The sequence below is a fragment of the Nocardioides marmoribigeumensis genome (assembly GCF_031458325.1).
Taxonomy (GTDB): domain Bacteria; phylum Actinomycetota; class Actinomycetes; order Propionibacteriales; family Nocardioidaceae; genus Marmoricola_A; species Marmoricola_A marmoribigeumensis.
In genome coordinates this window covers 1,395,359-1,412,519 of record NZ_JAVDYG010000001.1, presented here as the reverse complement: position 1 = coordinate 1,412,519, position 17,161 = coordinate 1,395,359, and the positions used below count along the sequence as shown (strand labels likewise).

Genomic DNA, 17,161 nt, shown 5'->3' with positions numbered 1-17,161 from the left:
CTCAGGCCTCCACCCTGTCCATGGCGTCGGCGGCCGCGACGGCGCGCTCCGCACGGTCCATCACCTCGTCGACGTCGGCGGACTCCCACCAGCCGAGGAGGTCGAGCAGGTCGACGACCGTGAAGCGGTTGCGCATCAGGGCGCAGCTCTCCACCGCCCAGCGTGCGAGCTCCGGCCCGACCCGGGGGTCGAGCTCCTCGAACGTCACCGCGGTGCCCGCGGCGCGGAGCCCGGCGGCGATCTCGGAGGACGGCGTGAGCAGCCGGGTCAGGTCGGCGCGGTGGTCGGACCAGGCGGCCAGCAGCCGGCGTACGTCGTCCAGGTGCGCGGTGATCGTGGTGGCCTTCTTGCCGTAGTCGGCCAGGCACTCCGCGGCGACCCGGCCCTCCTCGTCGAGGTGGCCGAAGGCGCTCTCGACCCGAGCGCGAGCGGCGTCGGGCTGCAGGTGGTCGACCCGCACGTCGGCCGGTCGGCCCGCGTCGAGCCGCTCGACGAGCATCTCCCAGGCCGCGGCGGCGACGACGGAGGCGACCCCCACCTGGGCGCCGTGCAGCCCCATCGGCAGGTGGTGCTGGCTGTGGTGCTGGTCGAGCATGTGGCTGACCAGGTGCTCCATGCCGGACAGCACGGCGGTGGTGCCGGCGATCCCGGTGGCGATGCCCCGCAGCGCGAGGGCGCGGGTGAGCTGCGCGACGGCGTCGGGGTCGGCCGCGGCCACGCCGTGGCTGAAGGACCCGAGGTCGGCGCCGAGGCGGCCCAGGAGCCGGACGGGTCCCTCCTGGAAGGTCGGGTCGACCCCGACCAGGGCCGCCAGGCGCCAGTCGGCGGGGGCGACGAGCATCGAGGTCATCTCGCCGAACCCGGCGCTGTTCATGCGCGCGGGCGCCCCGGCGATGGTCACCGAGTCGGCGAGGACGGCGTCCGGCCAGCACGACGGGACGGTGCGCTTGACCCCGCCCCGGAGGACCACCGAGACGTCGTCGGTGTAGCCGTCGACCGAGGCGGCGGTCTGCAGGGTCAGCAGCACCGGGCGCGCGCCCTCGCCGCGAGCGCGGGCGACCGCCACCTTGCCGATGTCGCTGATCGTGCCGCCCCCGAGGGCGACCACGGCATCGGCGCCGGTGACCGCCGACGTCGCGCGATCGAGGACCTCGTCCACGACGTGCAGCTCCGGGGAGCCGTCGTCGAGGACCCTGACGACCACGTCGTGGTCCTGCCCCAACCGCGCGGCGACGGCCTCCTTGAGGTCCGTCCCGTCGCGCAGGATGGGGACCGCGTCGACGAGCAGCACGACCCGGGCCCCGGACGTGACCCCGCCGAGCAGCTCGCCGACGGTGGCGACGACCTCGTCGACGACGTCGCCGAGCAGCAGGCTGCGCAGGCGGCACGGCGCGGTGGTGCCGTCGGGGTCGACCTCGGCGAGCAGGGTCCCGACGTCGACGGACTCGACCGCGGGGGAGGAGGCAGGCACGGGGGTGCTCCTTGTGGGGGCGGTCAGCGGAACTGGCGGAAGAACGTCGAGACGTCGTCGACGTAGGTCTTCGGCACCTCGAGCGGGGCGAAGTGACCGCCGTCGTCGTGCACGCGGTACTGGTGGAGGTTGAAGTACTTCTCGGTCCAGCTCATCGGCGGCTTGTAGATCTCGCCGGGGTAGATGCCGATGGCCGTGGGCACGCCCACCACCGGGAACCGGTCGTGCGAGGGCTTCCAGGGGTTGTTGCGGCACTCGTAGTAGTAGCGCGAGGACGTGCCGCCGGTGCCGGTGAGGAAGTAGACCGCCGCCGTGGTGACCAGGTCCTCCTTGGGCCAGACCTTCTCGAAGGCCTCGGTGCCGGTGCCCCGCTCGGCGAGGCCCCAGAAGTAGCGCTTCTCGGTGATCCAGGCCAGCTGGCCGGCGGGGGAGTCCGCGACCAGGGCCGCGAGGGTCTGCGGCTTGGTCAGCTGGATCTCGCCGTAGCCGCTCTCGTTCTCCACGAAGAGCTTGCCGCGCTCGAACCAGCCCTCCTCGCCCTCGCCGTACTCGCTCTCGGCAGGGAGACCGAGGTGCGGGTCGAACTCGACGCCCGGCGGCTGGTCGGGGTGGGTCGGCAGGTAGTGGCTCATCTGCGCGGGGAAGTGGGTGTAGACGCCGATGACGTCGTCCTCGTACTTGTGGCCGTGCTGCTGGGCGACCAGCGCGCCCCAGTCGCCGCCGGCGGTGGCGTACTTCTCGTAGCCGAGGACGTCCTTCATCAGGGTGTTCTCGAGGTCGGCGGTGCGCCACCAGTTCCAGCCGGTCTCGCGCAGCGGCGAGGAGAAGCCGTAGCCGGGCAGCGAGATGAGCACGACGTCGAAGGAGTCGGCCCCGTCGAGGCCGTGGGCCTCGGGGTCGGTCAGGGGGCCGATGATCTTGCGGACGTCCCAGAAGGTCCAGGGCCAGCCGTGGTGCAGCAGCAGCGGCATCGGGTTGTCGCCCTTGCCCTTGACGTGGATGAAGTGCAGCGGGACCCCCATCAGGTCGACCTTGAAGTGGGGGAGCTCGTTCATCCGGCGCTCGACGTCACGCCAGTCGTACTCCTCGAGCCAGTAGCGCACCATCTCGCGGTGGTAGTCGGTGTTGTAGCCGTAGGACCAGTCGTCGTTGGCGAAGTCGTCGGGGAAGCGGGTCCGCTCCAGGCGCTCCCGCAGGTCGGCGAGGTCCTCGTCGGGGATGTGGATGGTGAAGGGCTCGACGTTGTACTCCGGCATGGGTCCTCCTGGCACTGGCGGGGGCGATGAGTGATAAATATTCATCTGCCCGGTGACGATGCACTGAGTCTGTGGTGCGGACCACACCGCGTCAAGGGCCCGGGGTCACCTTTTCCGCCACGGACCGATCAGGTCCGGTGCGCTCAGGCCAGGACCTGGGCCAGCTGGCGGGTCACGTGCAGCGAGCGCAGCAGCGCCTGCGCGGGGTCGGCGTCCGCGCCCACGACCGGGTAGACCGACAGGCCGACCGCGCGGCACTCCCGGTGGTGGGCGTCGAGCGTCGCCCGGAGCAGGCCGGCCGCGGTCGCGCCCGTGCCCCGCTCGAGCTGGCGCACCAGCCAGGCGTCGAGCACCTGGGCGGGCCGGGGCAGCCCCGAACGCAGCCGGTCACGCGCCTCGACCTCGGTCTCCGGCTCGTCGTCCGGGTCCGGGCCGACCTGGCTGCGGCGCTCGCGCACCTGCTCGGCGCCTGGTGCGTCGTCGAAGTGCAGGCAGTCGACCCGCCCCTCGTCGGGGAGTACGACGGACAGCGGCTCGGCCACGAACCCGGCCGAGGTGCGGGGGACCCGGCAGACCAGCCACGCGCCCTCGGGGAGGTCGAGCCCCTCCACCCGGGCCACGGCGTGCGCGGTCGCCGGGGTCCATCGCAGCTCGAGCGGCAGCACGTCGCCGGCCTCGTCGACCAGCTCGCGGCGCACCACCTGGCGCACGGGGTCGAAGCGGGCCGGACCGACCTCGTCGGGCCGGAGGACGGCCCACTCCAGCAGGGGGTTGCCGGGGTCGAGCAGCGACCGGTGCTCGCGGCGGCCGAGCTCGGCCCACCGCGACACGACGTCGAGGGTGCGGAGCCGGCCGCGGCCCGGCCCCATCCGGGCCTGGGTGGCCTCGACCCCCGAGATGCGGCCCTGCTCGCTGATCCGGGCGTCCTCGAGGAACACCCCGCGGCCCGTGGCCCGGCGGGGGCTGCCCAGACCCGTCCACGGGCCGTAGGCGTCATACCTCTTGCGGGCGTCGAAGCCCCACATCGAGTCGGGACGGGCGTCGGTCCAGGACAGGAAGCGCAGCTCGTCGGGCTGCCAGAAGAGGCACGTGAGCCCGACGTAGCCGGTGCGCGCCCACGCCATGCCGCCGAGCCCGACCAGGTCGATGCCCGACACCGGCTCGTAGCGCTGCCGGGCGCTGCCGACCAGCCGGGGCTCGTCGGGGGAGGCGTCGAGCGCGTCGACGAGCGCAGCCGCCAGGGCGACCAGGTCGAGCAGGGTCCGCTCGTCGCCGCGGGAGGACCGGGTCAGCAGCAGCTCGGCCTGGTCCTCGACGCGGCGCAGCAGGTCGGCCAGCCGCCAGTAGTCGGCCGACTGGGCCCAGAGCGCGGTCGTCTCGACGCGCTGCCGGGCGTCGGGGGACAGGTGCGCGACCCCCACCCTGACGAGGTCGTGCAGCAGCGTGCGGGTCGCCGCGCGGACCCGCTCCCGCGCCTCGGCCCGCTCGACCTCACGCGCCGCCGACACCGCGCTCACGAGGTCACCTCGGGGGTCGGTTTCCGAACCGGCCTCACGACGTCACCTCGGTCAGCCAGGCCGCGAGCCTGTCGGGGGTGAGGGCCGCGATCTCCATGCCGCAGGCCGCGAGGCGGGCCGCCATCTCCCGGTCGTAGGACGGCTTGGCGTCCTTGTCGAGGGCGGCCAGCCCGAGCAGCCGGACCCGGGACTCGGCCAGGCGCTTGACCTGCCGCACGAGGTCGCGCCGTGACCCGCCCTCCTGGAAGTCGGTGACCAGCACGAGCACGGTGCGGGCGGGGTTCTCCACCAGCCCGGCGCAGTAGCCGACCGCCCGCGCGATGTCGGTGCCCCCGCCGAGGCTGACCGACATCAGCGTCTCCACCGGGTCGTCGACGACCGGGGTCAGGTCGACCACCTCGGTGCTGAACACGACCAGCCGCACCCGGAAGGCCGGCAGCGCCGAGAGGATCGAGGCCATCACCGCGCTGTGCACGACCGAGGAGTACATCGACCCGCTCTGGTCGACGCACAGCACGACGTCCCACGGCAGGTGGCGCGCGTTGCGCTCGAAGAACCGCACGTCGGCCAGCACCATCTGGCGCGTGCGCGGGTCGACGTGGCGCAGGTTGCGGCGGATCGTGCCGCGCGGGTCGAAGTTGGCCGCGACCTTCATCGGCGAGTGGCGGTGCTGGCTGCGGCGGCCGGTCAGCGCGCGGCGGACGTCGAGCTGGAGCCGGCCGGTGAGCTCCTCGACGACCTTGCGCACCAGCTCGCGCACCACGTCGAGCACCTCGGGGGCGAGGTGCTCCCGCAGGGCGAGGACGGTGGCCAGCAGGGCCGGGCTCGGCTCGAGCCGCGCCAGCACGTCGGGGTCGCCGATCAGCTCGACCAGGCCGTAGCGCTCCAGCGCGTGGCGCTCGACCACCTCGGCGGTCGAGCCGGGGAACAGCTCGCGCACCCCGTCGAGCCAGGCCACCAGCTCGGGCAGCCCGGGCCCGTCGTCGGAGCTGGTGTCGTCGGGCCCGCGGACGTCGCGGCCGGCGTACTCCCGCTGGTAGAGGAAGTCGAGCGCCTCCTCGCGCCGCCGCTCCTCCTCGCCGGCGGACTCGCCGAGCTGCTCGTGGGCGTAGCGGCCGAGGACCAGGCGCCAGCGGTCGAGGTCGTCCATCACACCCACCGCGCCAGGCCGTCGCGCCGCAGCAGGTCCGCGACCAGCGCGGACGCGTCGGCGAAGCGGCGCAGGTCGTCGTCCGCGGCGGTCGGCAGCTCGGCGGTGAGCTCGAGGCCGGCCCCGGGCGTGAGGCCGTGGAGCACCGCGACCTGGCCGGCGAGGCGGTCGGTCTCGCGCGGGGTCATCGAGGCGAACGCCAGGCGCAGGTGGGGCAGGTGCTCGACGAAGGTGTCGTCGTCCCAGGCCCGGACCGTGTCGTCGAGGGCGGTCACCAGCGCCGGGCTCTGCCAGGCCGCCTCGCGGGCGGTGGTCACGAGCCCGGTGACGAAGCCGACCGCCTCGGGGGGAGGTACGGCGCCGCCCAGGTGCCCGCCCGCCGCGGCGGCCAGCGCGTGGTCGTCGGCGCGGCCGGCCGACCACAGCAGGCCGGTCGCCGCCCCCCGCAGCAGTGCCGAGGTCGGGTGGGTCAGGTGGGCGGACACGACGCTCCAGAACAGGTCGGCATCGAGGGCGGCGCCGGACTCGGCGGCCAGGAGGTCGCGCAGCGCCACGAGCCCCTGGACGGTCTGCTGGGGGTCGCTCGCCGAGCCCTCGGGGTCGCGGCCGAGGTAGAGCGCTCGGGCGAACGCGTCCTGCAGCACCGAGGCCAGGTCGCCGAGCCGGTGGGCCTCGAGCGGCTCGCGGGCCTCCCAGATGAGGCCGAGCTGGGCGGTCGCGCCGGCCACGCGGGGGAAGGACTCGTCGGCGGCGAGCCCGGCGCGCACGACCGCGGTCGCCTGCTCGGCACGGTCGTGCAGGCCGAGCACGCAGGCCAGCGCGAGCAGCCCGACCGCGCCCTCGGCGTCGTGGGGAGCGTCGGGCGAGGCGACCCGGCCGACCTCGCGGGCGAACTTCTCCCGGACGGCCTCGTCGAGGGTGCCGCCGAGCAGCGAGGCCTCGACCAGCCCCGCCTCGGTGTCAGGGGTCCAGCGGTAGGTCCACTGCTCCTGCATCAGCTCGGTGCGGCGCCCCCGGACGAAGTCGGGGCCACGGTCGACCCGCGCGAACGCGACGTCGAGGTAGCGCAGGCCGTGCAGCAGCCGGCTGGTCTCGCGGTGGGCGGGCCGGCGGTAGAGGTCGAGCCGGGCGACCTGCGGGTCGGTCGCGTCGGGCTTGAGCCGCGCCCGCTTGAGGCGTGCCCGGGCGTCGGCGACCAGGGGCGGGGACCCGGCCCCCGGCGGGAGGACCCCGACCGTGTCGCCGGTCAGCACCCGCCGGACGGCACGCTGCACGCGCGCACCCTCGGCGTCGCCCTCGCCCTTGACCAGGGTGCTGGTCACGGCGTCGAGCAGGTCGCTGCGCAGGGGCGCGGGCCGCCGCCGCAGCTCGGCGAGCCGGATGGCCTGGCCGACGGAGGCCACGACGTCGGGGGTCGGGACGTGCACGCGGTGTCGACGCCGCAGCTCGTGCGCCACCGCCTGCAGCGCCTCGCGCGTCGCGTCCACGCGCGGCCGCTCCGCCCCGGCGCGGAGGTGGGTCCACCAGCGCTGGTGCCAGCCCGGGGAGGTCATCCCGGCGGCGTAGCCGTTGAGCCGCTCGAGCTGGTCGAAGGTCGAGCGCACCAGCGCCGACTCGGTCGTGGTGCGGGCCGTCCTCACCCGCGGTCGAGCCGGCGCCTTGCGGCCGCGGACCAGGTCGGGCATCACCACGGCGTGCAGCCCGCCGAGCACGACCAGCACCGGACCGTCGCCGGGCTGCCGCGCGCGCAGCGCCCGGCGCACGTGCCAGGCCATCTCGGCCTCGCGCGCGAGCGTGCCCTCGGCCTCGAGGGAGGCCTCGCTCTCGTCGCGCCGTGCCAGCAGGCAGTACGCCGTCATCGCGGCCTGGTGCTCCTCGAACGCGACCGGGGCGGCCTCGAACAGCAGCTCCCACAGGTCCTCGTCGTCGCGGCATCCGAGCCGGTCGGCCAGCGCCCGGAGCGTGCGGCTGCGCCAGAACACGTGCTCGTCGAGCAGGCTCTGCACCCCGTCGGTGGTCGAGCCTGTCGAGACCACGGCGAGCTCGGCCAGCTCGAGGTCGACGAACCTGGACTCGATCCCGAGCTCGGCGGCGGTGCGCAGGGCGACCAGCTCGGGGGAGTAGTCGCAGAACGGGTAGAAGGCGCCGCCACGCTCGACCGGGTCGCCGGGCCGGGCCCCGGGAGCCTTGCGGACGAACCAGGTGTAGACCGCCAGCGGCATCCCGGCCTCGGGGTGCACGAGGAGCGGCACGAGCGCGTCGAAGGACCGCGGGCCCTCGACCAGCACCACGCTCGGGCGCCGCAGCCGGACCTGCTCACCGACGTGCCAGGCGCAGGCCGGGCTGTGGTGACGCACCGGCAGGACGACGAGGTCGTCGGTCACCATCCGCGCGGCGAGGTCCCGGACCCCCTCGGCGGTCAGCAGGTCGTCGAGTGCGCTCAGCGGTCCAGCTCCCGACGTGCCTCGAGCAGCTTGTGCCACTGGTTGCCGCGCTTGGCGCGCTTCTTGACCACGACGTCGAAGTAGTGGCGCAGCTTGGCGCCGTCCTCGGGGTTGTCCTTGAGGACGGTGCCGATCAGCTGCCGCGCCACGTGGGCCCCCGTCGCCGGGCCGCCCTCGAAGAAGTGGGCGTCGAGCGCGGCGGCGTGACCCACCGCGACGGCCTCGGCGGTGGACAGGACCGCGCTGGGCCGCTCGATCGCGGTGCCCTCCTCGCTGACCCCGGTGCGCAGGTCGGCGAAGGTGCTGACCAGCAGCTCGACCACGTCGTCGGGGAGCGCGCTGTCGACGCCGGACCGGGCGAGCAGCTCGGCGGTCTGCTCCTTGATCAAGGTGGCCTCGAGCCGGCGGTCGGAGACCGGGCGCACGGTCTCGAAGTTGAACCGCCGCTTGAGCGCGCTCGACATCTCGTGCACGCCGCGGTCGCGCAGGTTGGCCGTCGCCAGGACGTTGAAGCCCGGCGTCGCCAGCACCAGGGCGTCGTCCCCGTCGAGCTCGGGGACGTGGAGCATCTTGTCGCTCATCACCCCGATCAGCGTGTCCTGGATCTCGGGCTGGACCCGGGTGACCTCCTCGAACCGGCACACCAGGCCCTCGCCGAGCGCGCGGTGCACCGGCCCGCGCACCAGCGCGCGGGGCGTGGGTCCCTCGGCGAGCAGGAGCGCGTAGTTCCAGGAGTAGGTGATCTGGTCGTCGGTCGTGCCGGACGTGCCCTGGACGGTGCAGGTCGAGTCGCCGCTCACCGCGGCGGCGAGGAGCTCGGAGAGCATCGACTTGGCGGTGCCCGGCTCGCCGACCAGCAGCAGGCCGCGGTTGCTCATCAGCGTGACGATGCAGCGCTCGACCAGCGCGTCGTCGCCGTAGAACTTGCGCGAGACCTCCAGCGACGGGTCGCCCACCACGAAGGAGCGGACCGCGCGCGGGGACAGCCGCCAGCCCTCGGGCCGGTCGGCGTCGTCGGCGGCCGCCAGCCGGGCCAGCTCGTCGGCGTGGACCAGCTCGGCCGGCAGCCGGATCGCCGCCCGGACGGGGGCGGATGGTTCGGGGCGGGGCTTCGCGGGCACAGGCCGAACCTAGTCGGGACCACCGACATCCACCGACGTCCACCGACATCCACCGACATCGTCCTGAGAGGATGCACGGGATGACCCGCACCCGACCGCTCCGGCGAGCCACGCTCCCCGCGGTGCTGCTCGCCGTCCTCCCGGTCGTGGGCTGCGCCGCGGTCGGGGACGTGGTCGACGAGGTGTCGGGGGCCGACACCCGCACGAGCCCGTCGCCCGCCCCTCCCGTCCAGCCGGTGCCCCCGTCCCTCGCGCCGTCGACCATCGGCCCGACCAGCGACCCCGACACCCCGTCCGGCTGGGGCCCGACCGTCGGCGAGCTCACCCAGGCGGCCCAGCTCGTCTCGACGTACGACGACGCGGCGCTGGCCGCGGCGGTCCTCATGCCCGGCTTCTGGGGGTACGACGGCCGCTCGCCCAGCGAGTCCGAGGCCGAGGCCAACCGCCAGATGCACGGCGTCGACTCGGCCGAGGAGGCGCTCGGCAAGCGGCAGCTCGGCGGGGTCTTCCTGCGGCCCGAGGTGATCCAGGACGCCGACCAGGTCCGCGCGCTCGACGTCGTGCTCCACCAGGCCGGCGACCGGCCCGACGGGCTGCCGCTGCTGGTCGGGATCGACCAGGAGGGCGGCGCGGTCCAGCGCCTGCAGCACGGCGTCGACCCGGTCCCCTCGGCGCAGGAGGTCGGCGCGACCGGCGACCTCGACCACGCCCGGCAGGTCGCGCGCGACAACGGGCAGGCGCTCCGCGAGCTCGGCGTCACGCTGGTCTTCGCGCCCGTGGCCGACTACGACCCGACCGGCTACTCCGCGATGGGCAGCCGCACCTACAGCCGCGACCTGCGTCTCAACGCGCGCATGGTCGTGGCGTCGATGAAGGGCTACCTCGAGGCCGGCGTGATCCCGGTGGTCAAGCACTTCCCGGGCATCGGCACGGTCTCCGGCGACAGCCACGGGGCGCTGCTGCACCAGACCGCAGGGCTCGACGAGCTGGAGAGCCGCGACCTGGTCTCCTTCCGTCGCGCGATCCGGTCGGGTGCGCCGGTCGTGATGACCTCCCACATCGCCGTCGACGAGATCAACGACCACCTCGCCTCGTCCGTCGACCCCGACGTGGTGCAGGGCCTGCTGCGCGACGAGCTCGGGTTCCAGGGCGTCGCGGTCACCGACAGCCAGGGGATGGCGCCGATCTACGAGCCGTTCGGCTCGGGCGAGGGGGCGGTCCGCTCGCTGCTCGCCGGCGAGGACCTCGTGCTCAACTCGCCGATGCCCGGCCAGGCCTTCCGCGCCGTACGCCGGGCGCTGGAGTCCGGCCGCCTCCCACGCGAGCGGCTGACCGAGGCCGCGACCCGCGTGGTCGCCCTGCGGCTCTACCTGGAGCGCCTCCGCTCGGAGTAGCTCAGGAGACGCGGCGACGCCGACGGGCTGCCAGCAGCCCGACCCCGCCGAGGAACGCGACGACGAGCCAGGGGGTGCGCGGGTCCTGGGCCACGTCGCTCACCAGGGAGACGTCCTGCCCGGGAGCCCGGTGCGACCGCGACGCCCGGGTGCGCTCGAGGGCAGCCCCGGCCTCGGCCAGCGTGCCGGGGTCGACCTCGCCCTTGCTCGCGTCCTGCGGGACCGAGCCGACCGACGACTCGGCCTCGAGCAGCGCCGCGGCGGGGTCGTCGGTGCCGGGCTTCTCCTCGACCGACTTGTTGCCGCGCCACGAGCGCACCAGCGCGTTCGACACGTAGCCGTGGCGCACCCGCTGCGGGTGGTCGCCCACCTTGAGATAAGCCAGCTCGCGGCCGGTGCGGAAGTCGAGCACGGCGACCGCGTCGGCGTCGCTCAGCGAGATCCAGCAGCGGTTGTCCAGGCCCTCGGTCGTCCAGTAGGGCTTGCCGTAGTAGTGGCCGGTCGACTTCGTGTCATAGAGACGATATTTCAGCGACGTGCGGTCGACGATCGCGGCGTAGTCGTCCATCGTCCCGGCGACGCACAGCTTGGTGCCGGCGGAGTTCATCGACAGGCCGTGGTGGGCGGAGTCGTTGACGTACTGCGTGAGCGGCATGTCGGGCACCCGGTTGGGCAGCTCGACGACCCGCTTGACCGCGCCGCGCCGCGGCTCCGGGATGCCCTCGGTCTCGTAGTCGACCTTGCCGTTCCGGTCCGGCGCTTGGGTGTCGAACTCGACGAACCCGTGGAAGTAGGAGACCTGGTAGTAGATGAACCGCTCGTCGGGAGAGATCGCCATCGGGCGCACGGCCGAGCTCATGTCGGGGTGCCCGGACTCGGCGAGCTCCTTGCCCATGTCCCAGCGCTGCAGGATCTTGAAGTCCTTGTTGCGCACGACCTGGAACCACCGGTCGCCCTTGATCGCGTCCTGCGCGGGCGTGAGCTTGACCGGCCCCGAGTGGGCGTCGTCGCCGGGGGTGTAGACCTTGCCGATCGAGGCGTGGAAGATCCGGCTGCCGTCGTCGGTGTAGTTGCTCTCGTGGGGCGTCTCCCCGGTCGGGAAGGTCCGCAGCCGGTCGCCCATCCTGATCCGCCTGCCGCCGATGGTCTCGTCGACCATCGAGAACTCGATCACCTGACGCTCGGTCGAGTCGGAGACCAGCAGCCGCCGGCCGTCGGGGGAGAGCCCCATGTGGTCGGTGCGGTAGCCGTCCATCGACTGCTCCCGCACGATGCTGTCGCGCCGCCCGGCGGTCGCCTTGGCGATGTCGATCCAGACGACGTCACCGAAGCTCGGGCGGGACACCGCGAGGTACTTCCCGTTGCGGGTGGTGAACATGTCGTCGACGTACTGGTTGTGCCCCTCGCCGGGACCCTGCTGGATGAGCATGAAGTAGGCCAGCCGGTCGGGGGTCTTCTGGATGTCGGCGAGCTCCTGGCTCTTGTCCGGCACGAGGTCGATGCCGGTCTTGAGCATCGTGAGCGAGTGCGCGTCGACGATCGAGGCGTTGCCCGACCAGTTGTTGCCCACGAACATCACGTCGCGCAGCCCGTCGCGCGGGTTCGCCTCGCTCGCGGTCGCGACCGGTGAGCTCGAGACCACGCCGGCCACCAGGGCCGCACCCAGCAGTGCGGTCGTACGCCGTGTGGTCGCTCGCATGGTCCCTCCTCGTCCGGCCCTCTGCTGTCCAACGAGTCGGCACGGGATGGGCTACGCATCGGGCCCTTTGTCCGGACAGGGACCTCAAGTCCTCGAAATCTCGTGACCTTCGGTGGGTTTGGCGTGCCCATTCGCTGTAGGGCGCATCGGCCGACAGGGCAGACGATGAGGCCAAACGGCCGAGTCTGGGATCGGCCATCCATCTGCTGCTTGGGGGCACAGACACATGAACAAGCTCCGGACCGCCCTGCGGTCACTTCGTCGACCGATCGCCGCGACCGCGGTGACGGCCGTCACGGTGAGCGGCCTTGCGATGGTCGTCACCGCACCTGCTGCCACCGCCGCCACCACGGGCGACGGCGTCAGCTACACGCTCGAGGGTTGTCGCAACAACGGCGACATCACGCTGCCGATCGCGGGGAAGTTCATCTGCCCCACGTCGGCCTACACCACCGGCAACCTGGGCAAGGGCTGGAACGAGCTCGACCTCGTGCCTGCCCGCGTCACGGTTGCGGCCGGCAACTCGGCGCCGAGCACGCAGAACCTGACGTTCGCCCTGGTGGTCGACTACAAGGACGCGGGCAAGCCGGGCTACGACGTCCTCTCCGAGCCGGTCCTCAACGCCGCTCTCAGCTCCGGCACGTGCGGCACGGCAAGCGTCTCCGGCCAGCTGCACAAGCTCCCGGGCCTCGGCGGCACGGACGACAGCCTCTACCGCACCGTGTCGGTCACGGGCCAGGCCAAGAACTCCAGGTGCGTGTACGACGCCTACGCGCGGCTCGCGCTGGGTTCGCACCTGTACTCCGGCAGCTCGCTCCACTTCAACCTCACCAACGACGGGCTCACCACGGCCGGCATCGGTTCCAAGGAGGTGTCGATCCCGGTCAACGAGATCCTTCCCCAGGACCTGACCAAGTCGATGAACGCCTCCCAGGGCACGGACTACACCTGGGGCGTCAGCAAGAGGGGCCCGGCCCGCGTCGACCTCGGTGACACCTGTGCGCCCGACAGCGGCACGGGCACGGCCGAGATCACGGTCACCTGGACCAAGAACGAGGGAGTCGGCGGCATGATCAACGTGACCACCACGGTCACGGCGGTCAACCCGGCGTCCCGCCCGATCGACGTCAGCGTGACCGACCTCGTCTACGGCAACGACACCGGCACGGGGACGGTCCTCCAGACGCTCAGCGGCTCCGCCACGGTCCCCGCCAACACGTCCCTGCCCATCGTCACAGCATCGTTCACCCTCGACCCGGATGACGTGACGGGCGGTGTGGTCAGTGACCGCGCGACCGCGACCTACACCGACGAGGCCACCGGCGTCGCGGTGCCCGGCAACACGACCGCGTTCAAGACCGCGACCGTCGTCCAGGGGTCCAGCGGCTCAGGGGACACCGCCGTCATCACCGACGACGAGTGGTGGAGCACCTCGGCCACCGGCGTCAGCTTCTCCGTGGCCGCGCCGTCGACGGGTTCGTTCACCGGCGGCTACGTGGCCGGCACACCGGTCTCGGGCGCCACCCACGTCGGCTGGTCCTCGGGCTCGGTGGACGGCGGCGGCTCGGTGACGTTCACCAAGACGATCACCTCCACCCAGGGCAACATCGCCAGCGCTGTGCTCTCCGACGTCGCCACGGCGTCGCCGACAGGTGGGACGCCGGTCAACAGCGACCAGCAGAACATCGACGTCGACGTCGACACCACGGTGGCGCTGGGGATCCGCAAGACGATCCCCAACGACCTGACCGGCAGCGAGACGCAGACGTTCGACTTCGTGGTCAAGAACTCGGCGCTGGAGACCGTGGCCACGCCGTCGGTGACCTTCACCGCCGGCGAGTTCAACAAGCTGCTCCCGGCGATCACCGGCCTGGCGCCCGACCAGTACACCGTCTCGGAGGTCACCAACCCGCCGTACGTCGCGCAGACCGACCAGTCGGCGACGCTCGACGGGTTCCTGCCCAACGGCTGCTCCGGTGAGCTGACCTTCAACAACCGCTACGGACCCGCCACCGCCAAGGCGACCAAGCTGACCGTGCCCGACACGGACGGCCTGGCGGCGGGATGGGTCTTCACCCTGTCCGGGCCGGGCACGGGCGCCACGGGCGAGGCCGCGACGACGGACGCCAATGGCGTGGCCACGTTCACCACGCCGCTCCAGGAGGGCACCTACACCATCACGGAGACGGCGAAGTCCGGCTGGGACCAGACGGGCAGCACGGGCTGCTCGTTCACGGTGAACTACCCGGAGGACGCAGACCAGGTGTTCGACTCCTGCCAGATCACCAACACGCAGCGTGGCGCCCTGAAGGTCCACAAGACCGTCAACGTCAACGACGCGGGCGGCACGCTGGTCGGCACGTCGTTCAACATCTGCATCGCGGGTCCGAGCTACGCGACCCCGAACTGCAAGTCGGTCGGCATCGGCGGCGGTGACGTCCTCTGGACGGACATCAAGCCGGGCACCTACACGGTGACCGAGCAGGACCCGGGCATCGAGTGGATCAAGACCATCAGCCCCTCCAGCGTCAACGTGGCTCCCGGCGCCACCGGCAGCACCGCCGCGTCGACGGTGACCAACACCCGCAAGGGCAAGGCCAAGGTGGTCAAGACGGTCTCGGCCAGCGACGGCAGCGGCAAGGCTGCTCCCAGTGGCTCGGACTCCTTCGCCTTCAAGCTGTGCACCGGGGCCACGAAGATCATCGGCCACCCCTGCAGCCTGGTGGAGTCCGGCACGGCCAACGCGGCCAACGGCGGAGTGATCAGCTTCGCGGCCTCGCTGACCCCGGGCAGCCACTACCAGCTGTGCGAGACGCTGCCGGCGGTCGGCTGGGAGGTCGAGCTGGGCGCCACCCAGTTCGTGCCCGAGCAGTTCCTCGCGGACGGCACGACCCTCAACCCCGGCGTCGTCAACGACACCTACTGCGTCGACTTCGTCGCGCAGCCAGGCCCCGACCCGACGGTGTTCAACGTCAACAACCGGCGTCCGCCGGGCGGCTCGGCGCTGACCATCGGCTACTGGAAGAACTGGTCCTCGTGCACCAAGTCGGCCCTGAAGAAGAAGAACAGCCTCGACCAGGCGCTCTTCCTCTACGGGACCGCCGGCATGGTGGTCGCCGCCGACAACGGTGGCTGGCCGCTGTTCGACCCGAGCACGCCGGACGACCTGAAGCTCTACGCAGGGTCGGACCCCAACAAGGCCGTCGACTGTGCCAAGGCTGTGGCGCTGCTCAACAAGTCGACCTTCACCGGCAAGAAGATGGCCAGTGACCCGGCGTTCAACATGGCAGCCCAGCTCGTGGCGGCCCAGCTGAACTACAAGGCGGGTGCCGCGACGACGGTCACGACGCAGATCAACCAGGCCGTGAAGCTCCTCGGGAAGTACAACTTCAACGGGAACACCCACGCCACGATCAGCGCGGCGGACAAGACGGCGATGAACGCCTTGGCCACCACGTTGGACAAGTACAACAACAACGTCCTGTAGCTGGGGCCAGACCCAGGACGTGGCGACGGGGCCGGTGCACCTGCACCGGCCCCGCCGTCGTTCCTCGTGGTCGTCGATCAGGGCATCGCGAACTGGTTGGTGAAGAAGTCGGCCAGCCCTGCGACGGCCTGCGAGTCAGGGACGTCGGAGTTGAGGTACTTCATCTGCGACTGAGCCAGCGGGCTCCCGAAGAGCCGGCGGTAGTCGTCGGCCGCCATCTCGCCGGTGGTCCAGTTGTAGGAGCTGTCGATCCGGGGGTCCCCGGTCAGACCCCGAGCCGCGAGATAGCCGTCCCAGGAACGACCGTCGGCGGGGTTGGCGTAGAACCAGTGGTTCGTCCAGGCGTGCCCGTACTCGTGGGCCATCAGGGCCTGCGGGAGGCTCTGGAAGCTCGAGGACGAGCCCGAGTTGAGGTAGACCACCGAGTTGGGACCCTCGGACCCCACGCCGGTGGCCTCGCTGGTCGGGATGGCGGTCTGGATCTCGAGCACGAGGTCCGGTCCGACGGCGACGAGGTCGCGCGCGTTGTCCCGCAGCAGGCTCTCGATCGCCGACGTCGTCCAGCCTCCGGTCGTGGTGCAGATGCGGATCACGACACCCTCGGCGGTCACCGACTGCGACAGCACGGGGCCGCCGCTGAGGCAGGGGTTGTCGACGTTCACCTGGAGCGAGGTGATGCTCGCGTTGCCCGTGGCGTCGATGGCCCTGGCCCTCAGCGTGTGCGCGCCGTTGGACAGCCGGCCGGTCACCCACGCCCAGGACCAGGACGAGCGCACGATCACGTTCTGCCAGGCCCGTCCGTCGACCGACACCTCGAGCTTGGAGACGCCGCTCGGGTCGGACACCGTCCCCTGGACGCTGACCGTCCCGGTGATGGTCGAGCCGTTGGACGGGGTCGTGATCGCCAGCGCCGGCCCGGTGGTGTCGGCAGAGGTGTTGGACACCGTCACCGAGCGGGTGCCGGTGGAGCTCACGTTGCCGGCGCCGTCGGTGGCGCGGACGAAGAGCGTGTGCCCGCCGTCGGCGTACGACCCGGTCGGCCAGGTCCAGGACCAGCTGGACGTGCCGGAGGCGACCTGCCAGGTGCCGCTGTCGACCCTGACCTCGACCTTGGCGAGCATCGAGTCGTCCGCGGCGCCGCCCTTCACGGCGACCGAGCCGGAGACGGTGGAGCCGGCGGCGGGGGCCGAGAAGGCCACGGTCGGGGCGGTGGTGTCGGCGGAGGCGACGCTGGTGTTGCTCACGTTCACCGTCACGCTCGAGGTCGAGGCGTTGCCGCTGGTGTCGACCGCGCGGGCGGCGACGGTGTGGCTGCCGTCGGACAGCGACGCGGTGTTCCAGGACCAGCTCCAGGACGACGTGCCGGAGGCGGTGCTCCAGGCGCCGCCGTCCACGGAGACCGAGACCGAGGACAGCGCGACGTTGTCGCTGCCGGAGCCCTTGACGGACACGGTGCCCCCGACCGAGCTCGACGAGCTCGGCGCGGTGATCGAGACGGTGGGGGCCGACCTGTCGGTCGGGCCCTTCTTGCCGGCGGCCTCGGCGGGGCTGAGCAGTCCCGAGACGAGGACCGAGCCGGCGACGGCAGCGGCGAGGACAGCAGAGGTGGGGGGACGTAGCAC

At 72.4% G+C, this 17,161-nt stretch carries 10 protein-coding genes; 2 read left to right on the top strand and 8 right to left on the bottom strand.

The annotated features are described in order from the left end of the window. Position 1: 1 nt before the first annotated feature. From J2S63_RS06755 to J2S63_RS06730, 6 genes are all read right to left on the bottom strand, one after another. Positions 2 to 1,471: an iron-containing alcohol dehydrogenase gene (locus tag J2S63_RS06755; protein ID WP_310300278.1), complete on the bottom strand. Its 1,470-nt coding sequence runs from the start codon at positions 1,469 to 1,471 to the stop codon at positions 2 to 4. 23 nt (positions 1,472 to 1,494) lie between these two features. After that, positions 1,495 to 2,727, bottom strand: a complete 1,233-nt coding sequence (locus J2S63_RS06750; protein WP_310300276.1) for an epoxide hydrolase family protein — start codon at positions 2,725 to 2,727, stop codon at positions 1,495 to 1,497. Positions 2,728 to 2,870: 143 nt separating this feature from the next. After that, on the bottom strand, positions 2,871 to 4,244 hold the full coding sequence (locus J2S63_RS06745; protein ID WP_310300273.1) for a YehQ C-terminal OB-fold domain-containing protein: 1,374 nt from the start codon (positions 4,242 to 4,244) through the stop codon (positions 2,871 to 2,873). Positions 4,245 to 4,278: 34 nt separating this feature from the next. Next, positions 4,279 to 5,394 carry a VWA domain-containing protein gene (locus tag J2S63_RS06740; protein WP_310300269.1) on the bottom strand — a complete coding sequence of 372 codons (1,116 nt, stop codon included), beginning with the start codon at positions 5,392 to 5,394 and terminating at the stop codon, positions 4,279 to 4,281. Next, the gene (locus J2S63_RS06735) at positions 5,394 to 7,877 is read right to left on the bottom strand and encodes a DUF5682 family protein (RefSeq protein WP_310300267.1); all 2,484 of its coding nucleotides are present in this window, start codon (positions 7,875 to 7,877) and stop codon (positions 5,394 to 5,396) included. The genes J2S63_RS06740 and J2S63_RS06735 overlap by 1 nt, the downstream gene beginning before the upstream one ends. Continuing rightward, positions 7,835 to 8,959, bottom strand: a complete 1,125-nt coding sequence (locus tag J2S63_RS06730) for an ATP-binding protein (RefSeq protein WP_310300264.1) — start codon at positions 8,957 to 8,959, stop codon at positions 7,835 to 7,837. The genes J2S63_RS06735 and J2S63_RS06730 overlap by 43 nt, the downstream gene beginning before the upstream one ends. An 80-nt stretch (positions 8,960 to 9,039) precedes the next feature. On the opposite strand from J2S63_RS06730, the gene J2S63_RS06725 reads away from it, so the two are divergent. Next, on the top strand, positions 9,040 to 10,353 hold the full coding sequence (locus tag J2S63_RS06725; protein WP_310300262.1) for a glycoside hydrolase family 3 N-terminal domain-containing protein: 1,314 nt from the start codon (positions 9,040 to 9,042) through the stop codon (positions 10,351 to 10,353). 1 nt (position 10,354) lies between these two features. On the opposite strand, the gene J2S63_RS06720 is transcribed toward J2S63_RS06725, so the two are convergent. Further along, on the bottom strand, positions 10,355 to 12,052 hold the full coding sequence (locus J2S63_RS06720; protein ID WP_310300259.1) for a YncE family protein: 1,698 nt from the start codon (positions 12,050 to 12,052) through the stop codon (positions 10,355 to 10,357). A 226-nt stretch (positions 12,053 to 12,278) separates the two neighbouring features. Between J2S63_RS06720 and J2S63_RS06715 the strand changes: the two genes are divergently transcribed. Further along, positions 12,279 to 15,539 carry an MSCRAMM family protein gene (locus tag J2S63_RS06715; protein ID WP_310300255.1) on the top strand — a complete coding sequence of 1,087 codons (3,261 nt, stop codon included), beginning with the start codon at positions 12,279 to 12,281 and terminating at the stop codon, positions 15,537 to 15,539. A gap of 77 nt (positions 15,540 to 15,616) precedes the next feature. Here J2S63_RS06715 and J2S63_RS06710 read toward each other — a convergent pair whose 3' ends face one another. Then, the gene (locus J2S63_RS06710) at positions 15,617 to 17,161 is read right to left on the bottom strand and encodes an Ig-like domain-containing protein (protein ID WP_310300252.1); all 1,545 of its coding nucleotides are present in this window, start codon (positions 17,159 to 17,161) and stop codon (positions 15,617 to 15,619) included.